Origin of the sequence: Rhodococcus sp. SMB37, assembly GCF_004345605.1 — a bacterium.
In the GTDB taxonomy this organism is placed as follows: domain Bacteria; phylum Actinomycetota; class Actinomycetes; order Mycobacteriales; family Mycobacteriaceae; genus Rhodococcus.
The window spans coordinates 122,531-142,349 of the sequence record NZ_SLVY01000007.1 but is presented as its reverse complement, the minus strand read 5'-3'; the positions used below and the strand labels follow the sequence as shown (position 1 = coordinate 142,349).

Annotated in this window: 22 protein-coding genes and 1 pseudogene; 11 read left to right on the top strand and 12 right to left on the bottom strand. The window is 65.7% G+C overall.

Annotated elements, in window-relative coordinates; genetic code table 11:
* The first annotated feature begins 24 nt into the window (after window positions 1-24).
* The 5 genes and pseudogenes from bla (at window position 25) to EV641_RS29795 (ending at window position 4,335) form a co-directional block, all read left to right on the top strand.
* Window positions 25-987, top strand: a complete 963-nt coding sequence (gene bla, locus EV641_RS13735; RefSeq protein ID WP_199233244.1) for a class A beta-lactamase — start codon at window positions 25-27, stop codon at window positions 985-987.
* A 98-nt stretch (window positions 988-1,085) separates the two neighbouring features.
* Window positions 1,086-2,039: an aldose epimerase gene (locus EV641_RS13730; RefSeq protein WP_132472330.1), complete on the top strand. Its 954-nt coding sequence runs from the start codon at window positions 1,086-1,088 to the stop codon at window positions 2,037-2,039.
* Between the two features lie 220 nt (window positions 2,040-2,259).
* Complete coding sequence (locus tag EV641_RS13725) at window positions 2,260-3,558, top strand: citrate synthase (protein ID WP_132472328.1); 1,299 nt, start codon at window positions 2,260-2,262, stop codon at window positions 3,556-3,558.
* A 54-nt stretch (window positions 3,559-3,612) separates the two neighbouring features.
* A pseudogene (locus EV641_RS29800) lies at window positions 3,613-3,960 on the top strand (FKBP-type peptidyl-prolyl cis-trans isomerase); the annotation flags it as partial.
* A gap of 9 nt (window positions 3,961-3,969) precedes the next feature.
* Window positions 3,970-4,335: an FKBP-type peptidyl-prolyl cis-trans isomerase gene (locus EV641_RS29795; RefSeq protein WP_054716985.1), complete on the top strand. Its 366-nt coding sequence runs from the start codon at window positions 3,970-3,972 to the stop codon at window positions 4,333-4,335.
* Window positions 4,336-4,442: 107 nt separating this feature from the next.
* On the opposite strand, the gene EV641_RS13715 is transcribed toward EV641_RS29795, so the two are convergent.
* Window positions 4,443-4,748, bottom strand: a complete 306-nt coding sequence (locus EV641_RS13715) for a hypothetical protein (RefSeq protein WP_241997196.1) — start codon at window positions 4,746-4,748, stop codon at window positions 4,443-4,445.
* 127 nt (window positions 4,749-4,875) lie between these two features.
* On the opposite strand from EV641_RS13715, the gene EV641_RS13710 reads away from it, so the two are divergent.
* Window positions 4,876-5,517, top strand: a complete 642-nt coding sequence (locus EV641_RS13710; protein WP_132472324.1) for a class I SAM-dependent methyltransferase — start codon at window positions 4,876-4,878, stop codon at window positions 5,515-5,517.
* A gap of 3 nt (window positions 5,518-5,520) precedes the next feature.
* Here the strand turns inward: EV641_RS13710 and EV641_RS13705 are convergent, their stop codons facing one another.
* Window positions 5,521-5,994 (bottom strand): hypothetical protein, encoded by a 474-nt coding sequence (locus EV641_RS13705; RefSeq protein ID WP_054716982.1) that lies wholly within the window; start codon window positions 5,992-5,994, stop codon window positions 5,521-5,523.
* Between the two features lie 125 nt (window positions 5,995-6,119).
* Here EV641_RS13705 and EV641_RS13700 point away from each other — a divergent pair, with 125 nt between their 5' ends.
* A complete protein-coding gene (locus EV641_RS13700) occupies window positions 6,120-7,919 on the top strand; it encodes an acyl-CoA dehydrogenase (RefSeq protein ID WP_132472322.1) in 1,800 nt (599 codons plus the stop codon).
* Window positions 7,920-7,938: 19 nt separating this feature from the next.
* Here EV641_RS13700 and EV641_RS13695 read toward each other — a convergent pair whose 3' ends face one another.
* The 5 genes from EV641_RS13695 to EV641_RS13675 form a co-directional block, all read right to left on the bottom strand.
* Window positions 7,939-8,427: a hypothetical protein gene (locus EV641_RS13695; RefSeq protein WP_241997191.1), complete on the bottom strand. Its 489-nt coding sequence runs from the start codon at window positions 8,425-8,427 to the stop codon at window positions 7,939-7,941.
* A gap of 81 nt (window positions 8,428-8,508) precedes the next feature.
* Complete coding sequence (locus tag EV641_RS13690) at window positions 8,509-9,003, bottom strand: CinA family protein (protein ID WP_132472318.1); 495 nt, start codon at window positions 9,001-9,003, stop codon at window positions 8,509-8,511.
* Window positions 9,004-9,036: 33 nt separating this feature from the next.
* On the bottom strand, window positions 9,037-9,609 hold the full coding sequence (locus tag EV641_RS13685; protein ID WP_054717767.1) for a dihydrofolate reductase family protein: 573 nt from the start codon (window positions 9,607-9,609) through the stop codon (window positions 9,037-9,039).
* A 112-nt stretch (window positions 9,610-9,721) separates the two neighbouring features.
* Window positions 9,722-10,486: a pyrimidine reductase family protein gene (locus EV641_RS13680; RefSeq protein WP_132472316.1), complete on the bottom strand. Its 765-nt coding sequence runs from the start codon at window positions 10,484-10,486 to the stop codon at window positions 9,722-9,724.
* A gap of 33 nt (window positions 10,487-10,519) precedes the next feature.
* Window positions 10,520-11,026 (bottom strand): flavin reductase family protein, encoded by a 507-nt coding sequence (locus tag EV641_RS13675; protein ID WP_132472314.1) that lies wholly within the window; start codon window positions 11,024-11,026, stop codon window positions 10,520-10,522.
* 72 nt (window positions 11,027-11,098) lie between these two features.
* On the opposite strand from EV641_RS13675, the gene EV641_RS13670 reads away from it, so the two are divergent.
* From EV641_RS13670 to EV641_RS13660, 3 genes are read left to right on the top strand one after another with little or no spacing between them, the layout of a single operon-like run.
* Window positions 11,099-12,187, top strand: coding sequence for a YihY/virulence factor BrkB family protein (locus tag EV641_RS13670; RefSeq protein ID WP_132472312.1), 1,089 nt, complete (start codon window positions 11,099-11,101; stop codon window positions 12,185-12,187).
* Entirely contained in the window at window positions 12,184-12,609 is a 426-nt protein-coding gene (locus EV641_RS13665; RefSeq protein WP_132472310.1) for a phage holin family protein, read from the top strand. Before EV641_RS13670 ends, EV641_RS13665 begins: the two co-directional genes overlap by 4 nt.
* Window positions 12,606-12,866 carry a DUF3618 domain-containing protein gene (locus EV641_RS13660; protein ID WP_054717770.1) on the top strand — a complete coding sequence of 87 codons (261 nt, stop codon included), beginning with the start codon at window positions 12,606-12,608 and terminating at the stop codon, window positions 12,864-12,866. Before EV641_RS13665 ends, EV641_RS13660 begins: the two co-directional genes overlap by 4 nt.
* 11 nt (window positions 12,867-12,877) lie before the next feature.
* Here EV641_RS13660 and EV641_RS13655 read toward each other — a convergent pair whose 3' ends face one another.
* Window positions 12,878-14,770, bottom strand: a complete 1,893-nt coding sequence (locus EV641_RS13655) for a propionyl-CoA synthetase (protein WP_132472308.1) — start codon at window positions 14,768-14,770, stop codon at window positions 12,878-12,880.
* A 132-nt stretch (window positions 14,771-14,902) separates the two neighbouring features.
* On the opposite strand from EV641_RS13655, the gene EV641_RS13650 reads away from it, so the two are divergent.
* Window positions 14,903-15,571, top strand: coding sequence for a GPP34 family phosphoprotein (locus EV641_RS13650; protein ID WP_132472306.1), 669 nt, complete (start codon window positions 14,903-14,905; stop codon window positions 15,569-15,571).
* Between the two features lie 10 nt (window positions 15,572-15,581).
* On the opposite strand, the gene EV641_RS13645 is transcribed toward EV641_RS13650, so the two are convergent.
* The 4 genes from EV641_RS13645 to EV641_RS13630 all read right to left on the bottom strand — a co-directional run bounded on the left by EV641_RS13645 (window position 15,582) and on the right by EV641_RS13630 (window position 19,818).
* Entirely contained in the window at window positions 15,582-17,087 is a 1,506-nt protein-coding gene (locus EV641_RS13645; RefSeq protein WP_132472304.1) for a carboxyl transferase domain-containing protein, read from the bottom strand.
* A 117-nt stretch (window positions 17,088-17,204) separates the two neighbouring features.
* Entirely contained in the window at window positions 17,205-18,398 is a 1,194-nt protein-coding gene (locus EV641_RS13640; RefSeq protein ID WP_132472302.1) for an ABC transporter permease, read from the bottom strand.
* A complete protein-coding gene (locus EV641_RS13635) occupies window positions 18,395-19,285 on the bottom strand; it encodes an ATP-binding cassette domain-containing protein (protein WP_132472300.1) in 891 nt (296 codons plus the stop codon). The genes EV641_RS13640 and EV641_RS13635 overlap by 4 nt, the downstream gene beginning before the upstream one ends.
* A complete protein-coding gene (locus EV641_RS13630; protein ID WP_054713113.1) occupies window positions 19,282-19,818 on the bottom strand; it encodes a hypothetical protein in 537 nt (178 codons plus the stop codon). Before EV641_RS13630 ends, EV641_RS13635 begins: the two co-directional genes overlap by 4 nt.
* Between the last annotated feature and the right edge of the window lies 1 nt (window position 19,819).

Below are 19,819 nucleotides of genomic sequence, written 5' to 3'. Positions count from 1 at the left end.
TCGCTCGGGTGCTGTGGTGAGGGCATGACACAGCAGCGAACAGCATTGTCCCGCAGATGGTTTCTCAACGCGACGCTCGTAGCGGCGTCGGTACCCGTCGCTGCAGCATGCGGCGCACCGAGCGTCGCGACGGTTCCGGAGCAGGCATCCAATGGTGCGGCACCTGAATTGGAGGTGCGCCTGTCGGCCCTCGACGAGCGCCTCGCCGAGATCGAGAATCGGCATGCCGTGCGTCTCGGAGCGCTCGCACATTCACCGGGAAGCGGACGCACCTACACGCATCGCGGCGACGAGCGGTTCGCGATGTGCTCGACGTTCAAGGTGTACGCGGCGGCGGGCATCCTGCAACTCGAATCCCAGGGGCGACTGCGGCTCGACGACACTGTCGCCGTCGAACCGGGCGACATCGTCGTGAACTCACCGGTGACCTCCGAGAATCAGGGCAGACTGATGACATATGAGCAGCTCTGCGAAGCCGCACTCACACGCAGCGACAACACCGCCGGCAACCTTCTGCTGCGGCGACTGGGCGGGCCGGACGCGGTGACCACGTTCGCGCGCTCGGTCGGCGACCACGCGACACGCCTCGACCGGTGGGAACCCGAACTGAACGACGCCGCGCGCGGCGACGAGCGCGACACGACCACGGCGGTCGGGTTGGCCCGCGGATACCGGGATCTGCTGCTCGGCTCGGCGCTCGATCCGGCGCATCAACGGATCCTCACGGGGTGGATGCGCGCGAGCACTACCTCCGACACCAGGATGCGCGCGGGACTTCCCTCCGGTTGGGTCGCCGCAGACAAGTCCGGAGGGGGATATTTCGCCACCCTGAACGCGGCCGGGGTGGTCTGGTCGCCCGAGGGGGAGCCGTTGGTGCTGGTGATTCTCTCGGACACCACCACCGGTGACGTCGATGCTCCGTTCGAGAACGCTCCGATCGTGGACACGACAGCGGCACTGGTCTCGGCGATGCGGGCCGTGCCCTGATGACAGTGCTCTGAGGTAGGGCCCTGAATCAGGTAGGGCCCTGAATCGACAAGCCGAATCCGCCGTGAAGACGGTGCGCGCCGGGCACACTGTTGATCATGTCCGAGCCGATCCACCACTCGATCCGGGGCGGCGGATACCGAGCCTCGGTGTCCGGTACCGGTGCTGCGCTGCTCGCGCTCGACTACGACGACCATTCGGAGGCGCAGGGGTCGGTCACTCAGGGATCGGCGCGGGCGTACCGGCTGGTCGAGACCCCGGCCGGCCGCGAACCGCCACTGGGGTTCGGCGGCGCGGTGCTCGCCCCTTGGCCGGGCGGCATCCGCGACGGGCACTTCTATTTCGACGGAATCGAGCACCAGCTCGCCCTGACCGATCCGGAGCGAGGTGCAGCAGTGAACGGCCTCGTCCGGCATCGGGGCTGGGAGGTGACAGCGCTCACAGATTCGAGGATCCAGCAGACACTGGAAGTCGGACTGCACAAGGGCTGGCCTTACCAATTGCGGTTGACGGTGGCGCACGAAGTGGGCTGGGACGGTCTCACCGTCACCCACACAGCGACGAATGTCGGCGGATACCACTCGCCGTTCGGGTTGGGAGTGGGCCCGTACCTGCGGGCCGGAGACAGCCCGCTCGACGAGTGCACGTTGCAGGTGGCGGCCGGGACGAGAATGCCTCTCGACCGCGCGCGGAGCCTGCCCGATGCGTACTCGCAGCCCGTCACCGACACCGAATACGACTTCACGAGGCCGAGGTTGCTCGAGGGCGTGCATCTCGATGTTCCTTTCAGCGCCCTCGACGAGGATCTTGACGGTAACGCCCGGCATCGACTGTGCGGACGGGACGGCCGAGGCGTCGAACTCTGGACAGGTCGGGGATTCGGATGGCTCAGGGCGACGACGATCGACGATGCCGACACCCGCGCTTTCGTGCTCGCCCCGATGACGTGTCCACCCGACGCGTTCAATCTCGGCATCGACCTGCTCGTGCTGCAGTCCGGGGAACGGTGGAGCGGACGATGGGGCGTGCGGGCGTACGACTCCCAAGAATGAGTCTGCCTCACATCACGTACGATCGATGCTGGTGAGCGGCGTGCATCAACGTCCCGCCGAGGGTTCGGAGGGCGCAGTCGAGCGCCCGTGGACGGTAGGTGTGACACACCGTTCGGGGACTTTCGACCGACCCTGCCTCCGCGCTGCGGCCACGGAACCGTTAGGTTCTACGTGAATGTTCGGAAGTTTCTGGTAGGTCTGAGCTTGAGAGGGATCCTTCGTGCCCGCTGAGAATGACACACAGCCCACCCTCAGCTACCCCGGTGGCGAGCACACAATGGCTATCGCCAAGGCGACGGAAGGCAATGACGGCATCGAGCTCGGCAAGCTCCTTGCGGACACGGGGTACACCACCCTGGATCCCGGATTCGTCAACACCGCCTCCACCAAGTCGGCGATCACATACATCGATGGCGAGAAGGGAATCCTGCGCTACCGCGGATACCCCATCGAGCAGCTCGCGGAGAAGTCGACGTTCATCGAGGTCAGTTACCTGCTGATCTACGGTGAGTTACCGACCACCGAGCAGCTGGACGTCTTCACCGATCAGATCCGTCGGCACACGCTGCTGCACGAGGATCTCAAGCGCTTCTTCGATGGTTTCCCGCGCAACGCGCACCCGATGCCCGTCGTCTCCAGCGCCGTCAATGCACTGTCCGCGTACTACCAGGACGCGCTCGACCCCGACGATCCGGAGCAGGTCGAGCTCTCCACGATCCGCTTGATGGCCAAGCTGCCGACGATCGCGGCCTACGCCTACAAGAAGTCGGTCGGCCAGCCGTTCCTGTACCCGGACAACTCGCTGTCGCTGGTCGAGAACTTCATGCGCATGACGTTCGGTTTCCCGGCCGAGCCGTACCAGATCGACCCCGAGGTCGCGCAGGCTCTCGAGATGCTGCTGATCCTGCACGCCGATCACGAGCAGAACTGCTCGACGTCGACGGTGCGTCTGGTGGGTTCGTCGGATGCGAACCTGTTCACGTCGATCTCCGGTGGCATCAATGCCCTGTGGGGTCCGCTGCACGGTGGCGCCAACCAGGCCGTCCTCGAGATGCTCGACGAGATCCAGAAGTCCGGCGGCGACGTCACGGAGTTCGTCCGCAAGGTCAAGAACAAGGAAGACGGCGTGAAGCTCATGGGCTTCGGGCACCGCGTCTACCGCAACTACGATCCGCGTGCTGCGATCGTGAAGAAGACCGCGGACAAGATCCTCAACAAGCTCGGCGCCGGCGACGAACTGCTCGAGATCGCCATGAAGCTCGAGGAAGCCGCACTGACCGACGAGTACTTCATCGAGCGCAAGCTGTACCCGAACGTCGACTTCTACACCGGTCTGATCTACCGGGCGATGGGCTTCCCGGACCGCATGTTCACCGTGCTGTTCGCACTGGGGCGTCTGCCGGGTTGGATCGCGCACTGGCGTGAGATGCACTCGGATCCGACCCTGAAGATCGGCCGTCCGCGTCAGATCTACACCGGGTACACCGAGCGCGACTACAAGGGACTCGACGCACGCTGACGTGCGATCGACCATGAGTTCGACGATCGACCGTTCGACGAGGGAGCTGGACCTATGACCAAACCGGAGATCGAATTCCAGGAGGGGCCGGCCCCCACCGAGCTGGTGGTCAAGGACATCACCGTCGGCGACGGGGCAGAGGCTGTTGCGGGTGCAATCGTCGACGTCCACTACGTGGGCGTCGAGTACGACACGGGCGAAGAGTTCGATTCGTCGTGGAGCCGCGGTGAGTCGATCCGCTTCCCGCTCGCCGGCCTGATCGCCGGTTGGCAGGAAGGCATCCCCGGCATGAAGGTCGGCGGGCGCCGCCAGCTGACGATTCCGCCGGAGCTCGCCTACGGTCCGGCAGGATCGGGGCACCAGCTGTCCGGCAAGACCCTGGTGTTCATCATCGACCTGCTCGGCGTCCAGGTGCCTCCGGAGCCGCCGGTGATCGAGAAGCCCGAAGGCCCGGCCCCGACGGAGCTGGTCGTCGAGGACATCGAAATCGGCGACGGTGCCGAGGCCCAGCCCGGTGCCACTGTCGACGTGCACTACAAGGGCGTCGAGTTCGACACGGGCGACGAGTTCGACTCGTCGTGGAGCCGCGGCCAGTCGGTTGCATTCCCGCTCGCCCGCCTGATCCCGGGCTGGCAGCAGGGCATCCCCGGCATGAAGGTCGGCGGACGTCGCAAGCTGACGGTGCCGCCGGAGCTCGCTTACGGTCCGGCTGGTTCCGGGCATCCGCTCGGCGGCAAGACCTTGGTGTTCGTCATCGACCTGATGGGCACCAACTGATCAGCGCAGTGCGCTGACCCAGATCACGTTCGCAGGCCCCGCATCCATGGCGATGCGGGGCCTGCGTGCATTGCCTGTGGCTCAGGGAGTCGCAGGCAGCGGAGTGATCAGTAGGCCGCGGTCGCAAGTCCGTTGGTGGTGATGCCGCCCTGAATCGCGCCGGTGTTGCCGGCGGTCCGGCCGAAGCTCCACTCGCCGTCGCTGCCGCACACGAGGACACCGTTCCGGGTGCCGGGTGAGGCGTACTCGACACTCACGACGTTGCCGTTGTCGTCCTCGTGCACGATCGGGCAGCCCTTCCCTGGGCCGTTGACCGGATCGACCTTCGGTTCTGCAGAGGCGGTGGCGGCCCCGCCGAGCGCGACTGCTGCGATCATCAGAGCGGCGGCGAAAGCTTTGTGGTGATGGGACATTCGATTCTCCTCGGCCGGTATATGTGGTGCCTGATACAAGACTGCGCCTGGGGCGGTCTCGGTCGAACCCACCCCAGGGGTGGGATCGCTGCACCCGGTGTCCATCCGATAGGCGATCATCGACGGTATGGAGAGCGCGTGCGGCCGACCGGCCCATACTGTCCGGGAATCGAACTCGGTCCGGGAGTCGTACTCGGCGAGATCGCAGGAGTACGTCGATCTCTTCGGCACCATGACCTCGACTCACCCATCCGACCGTGCCCTGGTGTGCAGCTGGGCTACCTCGCTGGCGGGCCCCGTGCTCGACGCCGGGTGCGGTCCGGGGCAGTGGACGGACTTCTTGGCCCGGTGCGGACTGGCCGTGAGAGGGATCGATCTGGTGCCCGAGTTCGTCGAACTGGCTCGCAGCCGGTATCCGGAACTCTCGTTCGACACCGGACGCTTCGAGGAATTGGGCGCCGCGACAGGGTCACTGGGCGGTGTGTTGTCGTGGTACACGCTCATTCACCACGATCCGTCGGACATCGGGACTCCGCTCGCAGAGTTTGCGCGCGTCATTCGCCCGGGCGGAGGATTGTTGGTGGGCTTCTTCGAAGGACCGGCCGTCGAGCCGTTCGACCATGCCGTGACCACGGCGTATCGATGGTCGGTCGACGAGCTCGGTAGGGAACTCTTCGGGGCCGGCTTCGAGGTGACCGAAGCGCACACGCGATCGGCGACTGGTCACAGGCCGCACGGCGCCATCACCGCACGCCGGCGAGCGGTGTAAGGATCAGGACCTTTCGTAGAACCGAGCCAGCCGTCGATGCCTGTGCGCGAACAGGGCGCCGACGATGCGGCGCGCGAGCTCATCCGCACCAGGAATCCGCGACAATGGCCCGCGCAGCTCGAATGTGAGCCGATCGTGGACCCTCGTGCGGTCTGCCGCGAGCGGATCGAGGGTGCGTTCGTGCTCCCAGCGCCGCATGAGGAGCATCGTCGATTTCTCGTGGAAGCGACGTCCGGGTTCGAGTGCAGCGATGGACAGGTGGTCGTAGTCCACCGGCAGCACGCCGAACAGGAGCAGAGGGACCCGGGCGAGCGGTTGCCCGATGGGGACGGTGTCCTCGGTGAGGGTGTGTGCCCACCGGGGCATACGCATTGCGAGTACCGGCGCGAGCTCGTCGTTGATGCCGTCGGCGCTCGTGACGCGCGCCCACACCACCGTATTCGGTGCATCGACGATCGACTCGTGCTCGACCACGATCTCGTTGCTCATAAGGTCCTGTATCGCGTCTCGAAGGAACGTTGCTCTCGCTGGACATCATGCATCTCTCGTTGGTCTACTGGGTTTGTTCTCGAGAACATCGTGTCCCTCCGAAAGGATCGTCCGTGCCCGCTCCCGTCCTGTCCCGTCGCGACCTCGACTTCCTGCTCTACGACTGGCTCGATGTCGAATCGCTGACGTCGCGGGAGCGTTTCGCCGAGCATTCACGCGACACGTTCGACGCCGTCCTCGACCTGAGCGCCGATCTCGCTTCCAAGCATTTCGCGACGCACAATAAGAAGGCCGATGCTCAGGAGCCGCGGATCGGGGAAGACGGACGCGTCGAGATCATCCCCGAGGTCAAGGCCGCGCTGGACCTGTTCGCCAAGGCCGGGCTCATCGCCGGCGGCTTCGACGAGTCCCTCGGGGGAATGCAGCTGCCCATGACGCTGCTGCGTGCGTCGATGGCATGGTTCCAGGCCGCCAACGCCGGAACGTCGTCGTACCCGTTCCTCACCGCCGCCAACGCGAGCCTGCTCGTCACGCACGGTAGCGAGGCGCAGATCGAGAAGTTCGTCCCGGCAATGCTCGAAGGCCGATTCTTCGGCACGATGTGCCTGTCCGAGCCGCAAGCGGGGTCGTCGCTCGCCGACATCACCACCAAGGCGGTCCCGGCCGCCGACGGCACCTACCGGATCACCGGTACCAAGATGTGGATCTCCGGCGGAGACCACGAACTCACCGAGAACATCGTCCACCTGGTGCTCGCGAAGATTCCCGGCGGCCCCGCGGGGGTCAAGGGCATCTCGCTGTTCATCGTGCCGAAGTTCCTGGTCGACGACGACGGCACGCTGGGCGACCGCAACGATGTTGCGCTGGTGGGTCTCAACCACAAGATGGGCAACCGTGGCACCACCAACACCCTGCTCAACCTCGGTGAAGGTGCCTTTACGCCGGGCGGGGAAGCGGGCGCTGTCGGTTACCTCCTCGGCGAACCCCACAAGGGCCTGCGGTACATGTTCCACATGATGAACGAGGCGCGTATCGGCGTCGGGTTCCTCGCGACCTCGCTGGGCTACGCGGGTTACCTGCAGTCGCTCGACTACGCGCGCACTCGCACCCAGGGGAGGCCGCTCGGGGCAAAAGACCCTGCATCGCCGCAGGTTCCGCTCATCGAGCACACTGACATCCGGCGGATGCTGCTCGCGCAGAAGTCCTACGTCGAAGGTGCTCTCGCCCTGGGGCTGTACTGTTCGAAGCTCGTCGACGAACAGAACACCGCGGCAGACGACGACGTGCGCGCCAGGGCCGGGTTGCTCCTCGATGTTCTCACTCCGATCGCGAAGTCCTGGCCGTCGCAGTGGTGCCTCGAGGCCAACAGCCTCGCGATCCAGGTTCTCGGTGGCTACGGTTACACCCGCGAATTCGATGTCGAGCAGTATTACCGCGACAACCGGCTCAACCCCATTCACGAGGGCACCCACGGCATCCAGGGTATGGACCTGCTGGGGCGCAAGGTCGTCATGCAGGGCGGTGCCGGACTGCTGCTGCTCGGCGAGACCATCTCTGCCACCGTGGAGAAGGCCCTCGCCGCCGGCGGCGAGGTGGCCGAGTACGCGCAGCAGTTGCGTGCCGCCACCGAACGTGTCGCCGCGACAACCGCAGCGTTGTGGTCGAACGGGGATCCTGCAGTGGCGCTGGCAAATTCGACGGTGTATCTCGAAGCGGTGGGTCATACCGTGGTGGCGTGGATCTGGCTCGAGCAGCTGCTGGCCGTGGGCGATCGGGAGGGCGACTTCTTCGATGGCAAGCGCGCGGCTGCGCGATACTTCTACCGTTTCGAGCTGCCGAAGGCGGGTCCGCAGTTCGATCTGCTCTCGAGCCTGGACCGTACGACCCTCGATGTCTCGCCGGCCGCGTTCTGACCCGGCCTCGTAGTCGGTATCACCACGTCACGGTGAGCGATTCGCCGACCGGCAGGGCGTGCCAGCGGTCTGCATAATCGTCGAATCGGTCGACGATGCGCCCGACCAGCGGGGGAACTGCGTCTGCTGACATCGACGGCGGCAGTTCCCGCGCGTGGCCGCGCCGGTACTCCCAGACGGGTAGCGACATCCCGACCAACTCCTCGGAGCGGGCCATGTCAGCTTTCGCCTGATCGGACACCTTGGTTCCCTTCGTCTTTCGACGGCGGGCGGCCTTGGTGCGTTCGGTGGGGTCGGCGGGCCAGAACAGGCCGTTGTCGCCGGCGGCGAGCTGCCCGAACACCCCGAGCGGAATGTTCGCCTCCACCTCGACGAGAAGGTGCAGTAGATCGTGGGGGAGATAGGGATGTCCGCCGGGACCGTTGCGAGGAGCGAGCGCCGCGCCGACCTTACGGTGCACGGCTATCTCGTAGCTTGTGCCGGGGCCCTTCGTGAATACGACGCGCATACTGTGCAGGGTAGGCGACGGGCGCCGGCACGTGCACCTGGTTTTCGCCTCTGCTCCCGGAGTAGGTCTGCTCGCCCCGGGTCAGGTGGAGATCTCCTCGATCAGCAACCGTAGTGCGTGGCGTACCGTCTGCGCCAACACATCTTCCGGATCTCCATCGAAAAGCCTTTCTTCGGAGTGTGTTCCGCGCGGCCCGGTCGTCGCGAAGCACACCGTGCCGCGCGGTCGTCCATCCTGCGGGCCGGGGCCGCCGGCACCGGTGACGGCGACGACGATATCGGCGGCGAGGAGACCGGCTGTCGACACGGCCATCGCACGTGCCGCCGACTCACAGACGACCGGGCCCTCGGGCACCTCGAGCAAGCCGTGCTTGACGGAGCGCGAATATGCCACGATCGCGCCACGGAACCATTCGGAACTGCCTTCCGCTGCCCCGAGCCGCGCCGCCAGGGTGCCCGCCGTGAGTGATTCGGCGCACCCGATGGTGAGATTGCGGTCGGATGCGAGGGTGCCCAGCTCGTCGAGCAGTGCGTCGGAGAGATCGGTGCCCTCGACGACATCGTGATCATGGAGCATCGGTGTCACCTCTGCGAATCGCCGTGTCCGGAGTCATCGCTTTGCCGAGAGGTGATTGATGACGACGCCGCTGTCGAACACGCGGCTTTCCGACAGCTCGAAGTAGTGCGGCTCGAATCCGGTTCGGAACAAGGGAATACCGTTGCCGGCGATGATCGGGTTGACCTTGAGAACGAGCTCGTCGATCTCGGGGAGCAGCTCACCCGCGAGTGTCGCGCCACCGCACAACCAGATTCCCCTGCCGTCCTGCTTCTTCAGGTCGCGGACGTATTCGAGTGGATCGGTCGCCACGAGGGTGACGGTGTCGTCCGGTGCCTGCGTCAGCGTCTTCGAGAAGACGTACTGCTGAAGATGTGGATATGCGCTGGTGAGGCCGACGCTCAGTGAGGGCTCCCATGTGCGTCGACCCATCACGACCGCGTCGAAATGCTTGCCCGGTGAGGTGACTGCGAGCTGGTCGCGAACGTGCACCGGCAGCGTCTCGGGGTACTCCTCCATCAGGTGATACATGTGATCGCCCTCGACGGGGAAGAATTCGAAGCCGCCCGAGGGGTCGGCGATGAATCCGTCGAGCGTCGTCGCAACGTAATAGGTCAGTGTGCGCACACAACCCTCCTCGAAAGTGGGTACAGGCCGAGACCTGATCGAACTGCAACGCTAGAACGGGTACACCGGCGAAGCCAGCACATTCGATCGGTTTTCCCCGGAAAGTTGTCACTCACTGCTCGGCGCCGGTGTCGCGTACCCATCGGGTGAGGATCGTGCCGTCGTCGTCGCACACCAGATGAGTGCGTCGCATCGCGGTGACAGTGGACGCAGGGGAGTGCGCGATACGGTCCGCCGATCCGGCAGCGAGCACGGGCGCCCAAGTCAGGCACAGGTCGTCGACGACGCCGTCGGCGATCATACGTCCGAACAGCCGGGGACCTCCCTCACACAGAACCCGCTTCCACCCTGCTCGGGCCACGGCGGCGACAAGGGCTTCGCCACCGATGTCGTCGTCGGCGATGACGCGTACGTCTGCACCGGCATCGGCAAGTGCGCGACGCTTCTTCTCGGGCACCGCGCCGCTCGTGAACACGATCGGCGGCACTACCGTGTCGGTGAACAGCCGCATCCCCGGGTCGAGATTGCCCGATGCCGTGACCACTGCAATCGGTGGCACAGGTGACAATCCCGCTGCTGCACGGCGTTCGCGCAGAGCCTCACTCGTCCGCGCGCCCCCGTAGTTCTCGGTGCGCGCGGTCCCCGCACCGACGAGGATCACGTCGGCGAGTTCGCGGAGCAGCCCGAACACCTGCTTGTCCGCCGGGGTCCCGAGACCACCCGAACGGCCGTCGACAGCGACCGCGCCATCAAGCGAGGACACGAAGTTCACGCGCAGCCACGGCGTCGTGAGCTCGGGTGGATAGGCGTACAGCTCGCGCAGATCGCTGTCGTCGAGGATGCGTCCGGGAACTGTGGGTTCGTCGAGTCGTCGCATACCGTCGATCAGATCACGACCGCGGCTGCACCGTCACGCGCCGTGCCCGGGATCCAGGTCGCGCACGTCGTCGAACATGACCGGATCGCTCATATCCGAGCGGAGCTCACCGCGATCCGGGTCGAGCAGAAATCCGACGTGGTCGCCGAGGTCGACCCTCCCGACGATGGCACCGGTGAACCACGCTGCCGCATCGTCGAGGATCGGTAGCCCGTGTGGTCCGTCGCTCCACCTGCACTGCGCGAATTTGTCCGTGTCGTCGCCGGTCTGTGAGCCGAACAGGTCGGCCAGCGACAACTGTGACCGGTCGAGTATGTGCACCGCGAGATGCTCGGCAGCACCCGCCACCCGGAACGTGCGATTCTTGTCGGACAGCGCCACCAGAAACCTCGGCGGATCGATCGCGGCCTGAGTGGCGAAGCCGACCAGACACCCGCTTCGCTCGTTCACCGCCCGGGCGGTGACGACGAACATCGGATAGTCGAGTCGGCCCACGATCGCAGAGAAAGCATCGGTCGGTCCGCTGTTGTCGGAGGCCATGCACGCATCGTACGTGGCACAAATCGACCCGATACGCGTTTGAGTCGTCGCTCATGCGGTATCCGAGTGTTCATGACGGACCAATCGGAGTCGAAAGCTGCAGCGGATGCGACTGTGGCACCCGACGACCCCCGCAAACCGGATTCGCCCACGGAGCTGGAGAAGCCGTCGTGGAAGTATGTGCTTCGAAGGACGGTCCGTGAGTTCGGTCGAGACCAGTGCACGGACCTCGCGGCGGCCCTGACCTATTACGCGGTGCTGTCACTGTTTCCGGCGTTGCTGGTGGTGGTCTCACTGCTCGGCGTGTTCGGGCAGGGGCAGGCCACGGTCGACACCGTCCTGCAGATGATCGACGATCTCGGTCCGAGTTCGGCGGCCGACACCCTGCGCGGCCCCATCGAGCAGCTGGTTCAGGCCCCGACAGCAGGCTTCGCGCTGGTCATCGGTGTTCTCGGTGCGTTGTGGTCGGCGTCTGGTTACGTCGGCGCATTCGGCCGGGCGATGAACCGCATCTACGAGATCGAGGAAGGCCGCCCCGTCTGGAAGCTGCGCCCGTTGATGTTGCTCGTCACCGCGCTGGCACTCGTCGCTGCGGGAGCGACTGCGCTGATGCTGGTGGTCAGCGGGCCGGTGGCTCGCACGATCGGTGACGTGATCGGGCTCGGCGACACGGCGGTGACGGTGTGGAACATCGCGAAATGGCCTGTGATGCTGGCGCTCGTCGTCATGATCGTGGCGGTGCTGTATTACGCGACACCCAACGTGGCCCAGCCGAAGTTTCGATGGGTCAGTGTCGGCTCGTTCATCGCGATCGTCGTCTGGATTGTCGCCTCGGTCGTCTTCGCCCTCTACGTATCGAATTTCGGCAGTTACAACAAGACGTACGGCTCGCTGGCAGGCTCGGTGATCTTCCTGCTCTGGCTGTGGATCACCAACCTGGCCTTGTTGTTCGGCGCGGAGTTCGACGCGGAGCTCGAACGCGGACGCCAACTGCAGGCCGGGATCAAGGCCGAAAGATCTCTGCAGCTCCCCGAACGAGACACCCGGGTCATCGAGAAGAACGAAGCGAAACATCAGGAATTCATCGAGCACGGCCGTCGCCTGCGCACTGCACACGGCCCTGCGGAGCTCGACGGCGACACGGAAGGAACCCACTCATGACGACGCATTCCGGCGATCCCCGTCCCGTTGCGGACCAACCCGCGAATTTGTCGACCGTAGAACTCACCGAGCGGCTCACCGCCCAGGTGTCCACGCTCGTCCGTACCGAGGTCACCCACGCACTCGACGAAGTGAAATCGAAGGGCACCCGGATCGGCGTCGGTGTGGGTATCTCCGGTGCCGGGGCTCTCCTGTTGTATCTCGGTGTGGCAACTCTGATTGCCGCGGGAGTGCTGGGGCTCGCCACGGTGGTCGACCCGTGGCTGGCGGCATTGATCGTTGCGGTCGTGGTGCTGGCTGCCGGTGGCATCCTCGCGGCGATCGGCGCGTCCAAGGCGAAGAATGCTGCACCGCCGGTTCCTGAACACACGATCGACAGTGTCCGCGACGATGTCGCCGCAGCGAAGGGAGCAGTGCGATGAGCGAGTCCGCAACGAACGGGGACGGGGCGAGCGGCGCGGCCGAGCCCGACATCGAACGACAGCGCGCCGAACTCGCCGCTACCGTAGGTGAACTCACCGACCGGCTCGACGTACCGACCCGTGTCAAGCATGCGGCGGACGAACGTGTCGAAGCGGTCCGTGAACGGCCCGACCTCGTCGCGTTGGTTGCGGGGGCGCTCGTCGTGACCCTCGCCGTCGTCGTGTGGCGACGACGACGGCGAGGATCGGTAGCGTAGCCGGCCGACCGTCAGCCGCCCAGTTGCTCCCTGAGCGCTTCGAGCACTGCCGGGTCTTCGATCGTCGATGGCACGGTGTACTGCTCGTGATCGGCGATCTGCCGCATGGTCTTTCGCAGAATCTTTCCGGATCGGGTCTTCGGCAGCGCCTCCACAACGGTCACGTCGCGGAACGTTGCGACGGCACCGATCTGGTCGCGGACCATTGCCACCAGTTCCTGACGAAGAGTTTCGGGGTCGATGTTGACACCGGCCTTGAGTACGACGTAGCCGGAAGGGCGCTGACCCTTGAGTTCGTCGCGGATCCCGACGACGGCACACTCGGCGACCGCCGGATGCGAGGCCACCACGGCTTCCATGCTGCCGGTGGACAGACGGTGTCCGGCGACGTTGATGACGTCGTCGGAGCGGCCGAGTACGAACACGTACCCGTCGTCGTCGATGAAGCCCGAGTCGCCCGTGAGGTAGTAGCCGGGGAAGGTATCGAGGTACGAGCGGCGGTAGCGGTCGTCGTCGCGCCACAGCCCGGTGAGGGTGCCGGGCGGCAACGGTAATCTCACGACGATATTGCCCTCGGTGTCGGCCTCGACCCGCTTGCCTTCGCCGTCGACGATCTCGACGCGATAACCCGGGACCGGGACGGTGGGGGAGCCTGCCTTGAGCGGCATCGGATCGAGACCACGCAGATTCGCCGCGATCGCCCAGCCCGTCTCGGTCTGCCACCAGTGGTCGACAACCGGACGGTCGAGCACCTTCGTCGCCCAATCATACGTGTCGGGGTCGAGGCGCTCGCCGGCAGCGAAGAGCGTGCTCAGGGAGTCGACGGAGTACTTCTTCAATTCCTCGGCGTCGGGATCGGCCTTACGCACCGCCCGGATGGCGGTGGGGGCGGTGAACAGTGCCTTGACTCCGTACTCGGAGATGATCCGCCAGAACGCGCCGGCATCGGGGGTGCCGACGGGTTTCCCTTCGTACATGACAGTGGTCGCTCCGGCCAGCAGCGGTCCGTACACGATGTACGAGTGGCCGACCACCCAGCCGACGTCGGATGCGGTCCACCAGACGTCGCCGGCGGCGATGTCGTAGATGTTGCGCATCGACCAGGTGAGTGCGACTGCGTGGCCGCCGTTGTCGCGGACGACGCCCTTCGGCTTCCCGGTGGTGCCCGAGGTGTACAGGATGTAGAGCGGATCGGTCGCTGCCACACTCACCGGCTCGGCGGGGGAGGCATCGGCGGCGAGTGCGTTCCAGTCGAACCATGCGGCCGAGGACGCCTTGTAGTCGGCTGCCGAACCGGGAATCTGCTCGCGGTTTTTCACGACCACGGTGTGTGGCGGCGTCTGCGACAACGTCAGTGCCTGCTCGACGATCGGCAGGTACTCGATGGTGCGGCCCGGCTCGAGACCGCCGGACGCCGTCACCAGCAGCACCGGCTGCGCGTCGTCGATGCGGGTGGCGAGTTCCTTCGCCGCGAAACCGCCGAACACCACCGAATGCACTGCTCCGATGCGGGCGCACGCGAGCATCGCGATGGCGGCCTCGGGAATCATCGGCATGTAGATGATGACGCGATCGCCGGCAACGACACCCTGGTCGCGTAGGACCCCGGCGAAGGTGGCGACCTCGCCGAGCAGTTCGGCGTACGTGTAGGTGCGCTGTGCGGGCACCATCGCCGAATCCCAGATCAGCGCCGGCCGGTCGCCGTGACCGGCGTGGACATGCCGGTCGAGGGCGTTGACGCTCGAGTTGAGGGTGCCATCGGGGAACCACTTGTACGACGGGGCCTGCGTGTCGTCGAGGGCGCGGGTCGGGGCGGTGTCCCATTCGACATCCTGCGCGGCTGCGAGCCAGAACGACTCCGGATCGTCCACGCTCTGCCGGAACGCGTCCTGGTACGAGCTCATCGGTTCGTGTCCTTCCTCGACATCGACGTGACCGCGACCACCCTATTCGACGTCGTCCGCTGCACGGGGCCGGATGCGAGCATCTGCGGTGGGTGGTATCGATCGATCGGCGAACGGACGTACCGTGTTGCCATGCCTCTGCTTGCGGAAGATCTGTTGCTTCTTGCGCTCGATGATGAGTCCGGAAAGGCGATCGTCGACAGCATCACCTTGCCCCGTGCGCTCGCGGGCGCCGTGCTCCTCGAATTGGCGCTCGCGGGCGTCGTCCTCCTCGATGAAGAGGGAATGAAGGGCAAGAAGGGCCGAGTGGTGGTCGGCGGTACCGCGCCCACCGACCCGCTGTTGGCCGATTCGGTGGCGCTCCTCGGCGGTCGGAAGCCGATGAAGCCGGCAGCAGCGATCGAGAAGCTGAGTAAGAACTTGCGGGACGTCGTGCTGGAGCGTGTCGTGGCGAACGGGTGGGTGCGCGAGGAACGCGGCAAGGTCCTCGGGCTGTTCCCGACGCGGCGCTGGCCTGCCGTCGACGAGAGTCATGAACGGCAGGTGCGCAGCGATCTGTATTCCGTACTGGTCGACGGGGTGACGCCGTCGCCGCATACGGCAGCGCTGATCTCGTTGCTGTCGGCCACGAAGTTGGCACCGAAGGTCTTCCCGGACGTGGACAAGAAGCGGATTACGAAGCGCGCCAAGGAAATATCAGAGGGAGAGTGGGCGGGTAAGGCGGTTCGTCAGGCGGTCGATGCGGTGAACACCGCGATCATCGTGGCCGTCGCCGTACCCGCGGTGGTGGCGAGCAGCTGAGTGACCGCGGTCAGGTGGGTAGTCCCAGGTTGCGGAAGCGGGTGATCCGTCGGCGGTAGCGATCGTCGGCGGACTCATCCGTGAGGGAGGACAATTCGCGCGCGACCGCAGCACCCACACGTTTGAGGAACTCGATCGGATCGTCTGCGGCATCGTGGCGCTCAGGTATGACACCATCGATGATCCCGTCGCGCAACAGATCCCTCGACCGAATTCCCTGCGCGGCGGCCATCTGAGGGGCATGGGTGGTGTCGCGGTGCACGATTGCGCTTGCACCTTCCGGAGGGAGCGGTGCGAGCCAGCCGTGCTGCGCGCACAGCACACGATCCGCAGGAAGCAACGCGAGGGCGCCGCCCCCGGTGCCCTGGCCGAGCAGCACCGACACGGTCGGGGTCTGCAATGTCACGAGATCCGCTAGGCAGCGGGCGATCTCGGGTGCGAGACCACGTTCCTCGGCCTCCTTCGACAAGGCTGCTCCGAGCGTATCGATGACGAGGACGAGCGGAAGCCGCAGTTCGTCGGCGAGTCGCATCGCGCGTCGAGCCTCTCGCAGTGCACCGGGCCCCATGGGCGCCGCCGCCGACTGGCCGTTGCGATCCTGGCCGAACAACACACACGATACGCCGCGGAATCGTGCGAGCGACAACATCACAGCGGAGTCGGTTTCACCCTCCCCGGTGCCGGACAACGGCACCTGCGCCGATGCCGCATGTCGCAGCAGTTGGCGTATCCCGGGGCGCTCGGGGCGGCGGGTGAGGATCACCGACTGCCAGGCCGGAATGTCGGGAACCTCGTCGACATCGGTGAGAGCCGGCTCGGCAGAGGTGTCGGGGTGATTCGGTTCGACGAGAACGCGCAACAGCCGGTGCACCACCTGCCGGATGCCCTCGAGCGGGATCACTCCGTCGATCACGCCGCGCCGATGGAGATTCTCCGCGGTCTGAACCCCTTCGGGGAAGTCCTCCTGGTAGAGGGCCTTGTAGACGCGCGGTCCGAGGAAACCGACGAGCGCACCCGGTTCGGCTGCGGTGACATGACCGAGCGACCCCCACGACGCGAACACCCCACCGGTCGTGGGGTTGCGCAGGTAGACGAGGTAGCCGAGGTGCGCCGCCTTGTGTGCCGCCACGGCTGCGGCGATCTTGACCATCTGCACGAACGCGAGCGTGCCTTCCTGCATCCGCGTTCCGCCCGATGTGGGAGACGCGAGCAGGGGGAGTCCTTCCGCGGTGGCGCGCTCGATCGCGGAGACGATACGTTCGGACGCCGCGACACCGATCGATCCGGCGAGGAAGGCGAACTCGCAGGCGATCAGCGCGACCCGGCGTCCGTGGACGGTGCCGACTCCGGTGAGTACCGACTCGTCGACCCCGGACTTCTCAGCGGCGCGTTCGAGCTCGGCGCGGTAGGAGTCGTCGGGGTGGACGTCGATCGGGGTTTCGTCCCACGAGACGAAACTGCCCTCGTCGAGCACCGCATCGATGAACTGCTGTGCCGAGATCCTGCTGCCGGCCACATCGCCTCCTTGTCTGTCAGTTCACGTGCGACTGTACGAGGCTTCCTACGAAGGCGAGGGGGAGGTTGTGTGTGATTCCCACGAGAACCTCGCACACAACCTCCCCCTCGGATGGCTCTAGCGGCCGAGCGCTTCCTTCCACGTGACCGTGCGCCCGATGCGCAGGATCGAGCGTTGGTAGATCTTCGCGGCCACCACGGCGAGGGCAGCGGTGACGATGATCATCAGCACGATCGTCCCCACGATCTGGAACGGCGACGCGACACCCGCTGCGATCCGCAGTGGCATGAGGACCGCGGAGAACGGCGGGATCCAGCTGAGCACCGTGCTCCACGTGGCCTCGGGGTTGTCGATCGACGAGAACGCCGCGAAGAACATCGCGAGAATGATGAACATCAAGGGACCGGAGGTGGCGTTGACGTCTTCCTGACGCGACACCATCGATCCGGCCGCGGCGTAGAGCACCGCGAAGAACGCGAATCCGAGGACGAACCAGCCGAGCGTGCTGGCGAACACGCTGATCGCGGTGCCGGTGATGGTGAGGGTGTCGGTGGCCAAGGCGGCGCCGACGCCGACGGCTCCGTAGGCCGTGAGCTGGAGCAGGCCGACAGCTCCGATGCCGAAGATTTTGCCCCACAGCAACTGCAGCGGGCGCAGCGTCGACAGCAGCAGCTCGACCACGCGCGACGACTTCTCCTCGACGACACCCATCGCGACGTACATGCCGAACATCAGGATCTGCATATAGAGCAGGATGACGGCAACGATCGCCAGGATCATGCGTTCGCCCTGCTCGGGGTCCGGCGGGTCGATGGCTTCGACGGTGACAGTGGCCTCGGCTGTCGCGGCGGCGATGTCGGCCGGATCGACGCCTCGGCCGGTCAGTGCAGCAGACTGCGCCTCCTGCGCGACTGCCGCGTCGATCAGAGATTTCAGCGTGGTGTCGATGTCGGATTCGGTGAGTGCGGTGATGCTCCCCGCGTCGCCGGGAACCAGGGCGACATCCAGCTCACCTTCGGTGACCTGGGCCCGGCCGGCTTCTGCGTCGGGGAGTTCGGAGATGTCCAGGGGACTTCCTGTTGCCTCGCCGAGGGCGCCGAGTGTGACGCTCAGGCTCGACCCTCCGACGACGCCGACGGTGGGACGGTCCTCGTCGCCGCCGCCGAAGATCGACATCGCCACGATGCCGACGACGATCGCGACCAGGATGATCCCGTTGCTGATCAGGAAGCTCTTCTTCTGGACCTGGGTCTGGAATTCACGGCCGGCGACGAGCGCGATGGCCCGTGGTGCGGTCAAGGGGGCGCTCATGCGGAAACAACCTCTCGGAACAGGTCGGTCAGGGACGGTTGGTGCAGTGAGAACTCATGAACGGGACCGGTTTCGAGTGCGGTCTTCAGGATTTGCTGGTCGTCGACACCGGGCAGGACCGACAGGACGGTTCGCTCGCCCGAGTGTTCTACGGTTGTGACACCCGGGAGCCCGTTGGCCCATCCGGTCGGAGCCTGGGGCGCGTGCACCACGAGCCGGGATTCTCCGCCGGAGCGCAGTTCGTCGACGGTTCCCACAGCGCGCATCCGCCCCTTGGAGATGATGCCCACACGATGGCACAGGCGTTGCACGAGATCGAGCTGGTGACTCGAGAAGATCACGGGCACACCCTCGCTCGCCTTCTCGACCAGAACCTCACTCATGACATCCACGGCGACGGGGTCGAGCCCGGAGAAAGGCTCGTCGAGGACGAGAACTTTCGGGTCGTGGACGAGCGCGGCGGCAAGCTGGACTCGTTGCTGATTTCCGAGGGAGAGGGAATCGACAGCGTCGCCGACGCGTTCGGCGATTCCCAGTCGCTCGGTCCAACGCTGCACCGCGGCCGATGCCTCCGACTTCGAAAGACCGTGGAGCTGAGCGAGATAGGAGAGTTGCTTACCGACTTTCATCTTGGGATACAAACCACGTTCTTCGGGCATGTAACCGATGGTGCGGCGCACGTCGAGATCGATGGTCTCGCCGTCCAGCCGGACCTCGCCGGAATCGGCAGCGAGGACGCCGAGGATGATGCGCATCGTGGTGGTCTTGCCGGCGCCGTTGCTGCCGACGAAACCGAACAACTCGCCCGGCCGGACGTCGAAGCTCGCCCCGTCGAGAGCGACTGTGCTGCCGTAACGTTTCGTGAGATTGTCGATGGTCAGGGTCATGACTGGTCCTCCGGGTCGTCGTCGGGGCGGTTCCAGGCGAGCAGGATGGCGGGCAGGCACCCGCTGAACAGTATCGACGCGATAGTGAACAAGCCTGCCGAGTAAGCGAGGGACTGGTGGTCGATCGAGTCGACCGTCGCTCCGAAGACAAGCGCGAAGCACGGGATCAATACCAGTATCTGAGCGACGGACAGTCCGATCGATCGCGCGCTGTTGCGTTCGGCGATCTCGCGTTCGTCGAGGGCGTGGCGAGGGGCGTCGGACTGGCGTCCGGACACGATCTGCAGGCACGTCCACGTGGGTAGAAACGCCAGGCAGACGACGAGCCACGCGAGTGCGACAATCATGTTGAAGAACGACACGATCGCGATGAGGAACATGGTGGCGATCAGGGTGGTGACGATGGCCGCGAGGATTCGGCGACGATGTTGCGTGCGCCAGCCGGGTAGCCAATGGGCAGTCAGTTCCTCGTTCTTGAGGAACCGTCGGGTGCGGCGGGCCTCGTAGCGATCGAGCAGGGACTGCGGGGGCATG

What these genes read in the sequence shown, in the direction of transcription:
- EV641_RS13640 (WP_132472302.1), bottom strand. Translation starts at nt 18,398, where the DNA reads ATGAGCGCCCCCTTGACCGCACCACGGGCCATCGCGCTCGTCGCCGGC.
- EV641_RS13715 (WP_241997196.1), bottom strand. Translation starts at nt 4,748, where the DNA reads ATGTCCCATCACCACAAAGCTTTCGCCGCCGCTCTGATGATCGCAGCA.
- EV641_RS13660 (WP_054717770.1), top strand. Translation starts at nt 12,606, where the DNA reads ATGAGCGAGTCCGCAACGAACGGGGACGGGGCGAGCGGCGCGGCCGAG.
- EV641_RS13630 (WP_054713113.1), bottom strand. Translation starts at nt 19,818, where the DNA reads ATGCCCCCGCAGTCCCTGCTCGATCGCTACGAGGCCCGCCGCACCCGA.
- bla (WP_199233244.1), top strand. Translation starts at nt 25, where the DNA reads ATGACACAGCAGCGAACAGCATTGTCCCGCAGATGGTTTCTCAACGCG.
- EV641_RS13710 (WP_132472324.1), top strand. Translation starts at nt 4,876, where the DNA reads ATGGAGAGCGCGTGCGGCCGACCGGCCCATACTGTCCGGGAATCGAAC.
- EV641_RS13655 (WP_132472308.1), bottom strand. Translation starts at nt 14,770, where the DNA reads ATGAGCTCGTACCAGGACGCGTTCCGGCAGAGCGTGGACGATCCGGAG.
- EV641_RS13730 (WP_132472330.1), top strand. Translation starts at nt 1,086, where the DNA reads ATGTCCGAGCCGATCCACCACTCGATCCGGGGCGGCGGATACCGAGCC.
- EV641_RS13690 (WP_132472318.1), bottom strand. Translation starts at nt 9,003, where the DNA reads ATGCTCCATGATCACGATGTCGTCGAGGGCACCGATCTCTCCGACGCA.
- EV641_RS13680 (WP_132472316.1), bottom strand. Translation starts at nt 10,486, where the DNA reads ATGCGACGACTCGACGAACCCACAGTTCCCGGACGCATCCTCGACGAC.
- EV641_RS13695 (WP_241997191.1), bottom strand. Translation starts at nt 8,427, where the DNA reads ATGCGCGTCGTATTCACGAAGGGCCCCGGCACAAGCTACGAGATAGCC.
- EV641_RS13675 (WP_132472314.1), bottom strand. Translation starts at nt 11,026, where the DNA reads ATGGCCTCCGACAACAGCGGACCGACCGATGCTTTCTCTGCGATCGTG.
- EV641_RS13635 (WP_132472300.1), bottom strand. Translation starts at nt 19,285, where the DNA reads ATGACCCTGACCATCGACAATCTCACGAAACGTTACGGCAGCACAGTC.
- EV641_RS13650 (WP_132472306.1), top strand. Translation starts at nt 14,903, where the DNA reads ATGCCTCTGCTTGCGGAAGATCTGTTGCTTCTTGCGCTCGATGATGAG.
- EV641_RS13665 (WP_132472310.1), top strand. Translation starts at nt 12,184, where the DNA reads ATGACGACGCATTCCGGCGATCCCCGTCCCGTTGCGGACCAACCCGCG.
- EV641_RS13670 (WP_132472312.1), top strand. Translation starts at nt 11,099, where the DNA reads ATGACGGACCAATCGGAGTCGAAAGCTGCAGCGGATGCGACTGTGGCA.